At 36.3% G+C, this 2,394-nt stretch carries 1 protein-coding gene; it reads right to left on the bottom strand.

Annotation, left to right across the window (positions count from 1 at the left end; genetic code table 11):
* Positions 1 to 48: 48 nt before the first annotated feature.
* The coding region (locus tag CQA62_RS06685; protein ID WP_115585143.1) for an autotransporter outer membrane beta-barrel domain-containing protein at positions 49 to 2,394 on the bottom strand (2,346 nt) is incomplete at its 5' end.

Here is a 2,394-nt window from a genome sequence, read left to right as displayed (position 1 = left end):
TTTATTCCTTTATTCCTTTATTCCTTTATTCCTTTATTCCTTTATTCCTTACTGCTTTTGTTCTTCTTTACTTTGAGCACTCTCTTGCTCTTTACTCTCACTCTTTTGAGTTTCTTCCTTACTCTCTACTTTAAGAGGAGCAGAACTTTTACTTACTTCAGGAGCATAGTTAATTTTCTCACCAAAGCTATATCTTACACCTAGATTAACTTGATACTCTGTTGTAATATCTCCTCCAAAGCTTCTCTCAAAGTCAAAGTAGATTCGAGTATTGTCTTTAATCTCTACATTAGTTCCAAGATTAAGTTCAAATCTTCCTGTAGAACCAAGAGTTTTAAGCTGAGTTGTTTTATTAAGGTTTGTTGTTAAAGAGATCTCTCCTCCCTTAATATAATCATAGGCATAATAAGTTCCTACATACACACTTGCTTTAATGTCTTTACCTTGTGTAAATCTCTTTAAATCATAAGCAAAGTTTGCTCCTAGTCTACTTCTAAGATTAAAGATTGCATCTTGAGTACCATTAAGACTTGCCTCAGATAAAACTTGTTTAAGATTGCTTGCATTAAAGTATCCTAGTGAGAATTCAACTTGAGGATCAATATACCACTCACTCTCATTTCCAAGTTTAAATCGATATCCAAACTCATCAGAGAGAACAATTCCATAATTGTTTGTATTGTAGTTTGAACTCTGTCCTGCCATATTAATTGAGCTCATAATGAAACTGAATTTAAAGATGGTGTCATTAAACCATCCACTATCCTCTACATAAGAGTTATAGATTGCTAGTTCTACTGCATTAGAGTTAGTTTTATCAATCCCCTTAGCATTACCATCAATATCTAGCATTGTTTTAGGCTTAATGATTGAATTTGCATAAGAGAGAGCAAATCCTAAATAGTTATTGGCTTCATTAAATCCAAAGGCATAATCATATCCAGCTTGAAGAGTTGTATAGATAGATTTGGTTTGTAATCCATAAGAGGTGCTAAGCATTCCATTAAAGATTCTTCCCCAAGCTCCTTGAGAGTGATTATTATCTCTTAGCTCTCCCATTCTCTTATTTAAAGAGTTAAAGTTTGCTAAGAAGAGATCATAGTTAAGTCCTAGTGCAGTAGTGCTTGCAAGAGTATTGGCAGCAGAAGCACCCTTAGACTCTACAGAGCTAATAAAGTAAGTGGTGTAATCTGCAGTATTAGCACTATCACCCTCTTGAGCTACAGCTGCAGCATTAACTCTACTATTTCCACTAGCTTGATTTTCTCCATTACTATTAACTACTTTTCCATATTGATCTGTATTTGCAGTCGTGAGTGTTGTTCCTACTTCATCAAACCCTTGGATTTGAGTGGCACCTTTAAATGTAATGCCTGAGCTTGTTTTTACAGTTGCTACTGCAATATTGCCTTGCTTCTCACTTCCTCCCCCATGGTAGGTGAGTTGAGCAATATCTGTATTGGCATCATAGATAGTTTGGATATAGTTTGTGTTTGTTGAGGCTAGAGTTGCACCACTAGATACTGTGCCACTAGATGCATCACCCTCACTTAAGGCATCATGAATAATGATACGATCTGAGTAGACATAACCATACTTGCCATTTGCCCCACCACTATTAGAGTTTCCTCCTAGAGTGGCATTCTTAGCATCTACTTGAGCATCTGCTTCTTTTTGGATTGCATTATCTGCTCCTTGGGTTGCATTAGCATTGACATACACTCTAAAGAGAGCTCCTGAACCTTTAAGACCTGTAGAAGAAGAAGCTTGAACTGCACCTGCACCACTGCTAGGAGCATCTCCAATTTCAAGAAGTCTAAAGTTGCTTCTCTCCTTTAAGTTACCTAGAGCATCTCCCATTGTTGCAATATCAATAATGGTGTTATTTTGAGCAAAGGTATCTAAAAGCATTTCATTAGTGTTATAGCCACTGGATTTAAGAGTAAGACTTTTAAGTTTTAGATGCTCTACATCAGTTAAGAGCTTAGAGCTATCTTCCATCACAAGATGAATGAGTGCATCATTTTGTAGTTTAATATCTCCTACAAAGGCTGAATGTTCTCCAATGACAACATTGTAGTTATAAGTTGTAGCACTATCACTGCCATCTTGAGAGCTAACACCTCTACTTGAAGCAGCAGCAGTGCTAGAAGCTAGAGGAGAGATATTACCAAGAGCAAGACCTTGGATATGCACTGTATCAGTTTGAGTTTTACTGCTTCCATTATTGACCCTTGCAGTTGTAACATTAAGCAATCCTCCATCTTTAAAAGTATCAGAGAAGTAATGTCCATAAGTCTCTAAGAAAGATTTTTGAGTATCTCCAATGCTGACTTGCTTATCAGAGAGAGCAAGTTTGACTCCATCTTTATAGGTTTTACCTAAAACTTTATT

The organism is Helicobacter cholecystus (assembly GCF_003364215.1).
Lineage (GTDB): Bacteria > Campylobacterota > Campylobacteria > Campylobacterales > Helicobacteraceae > Helicobacter_G > Helicobacter_G cholecystus.
This window is presented reverse-complemented; position numbering and strand designations above follow the sequence as displayed.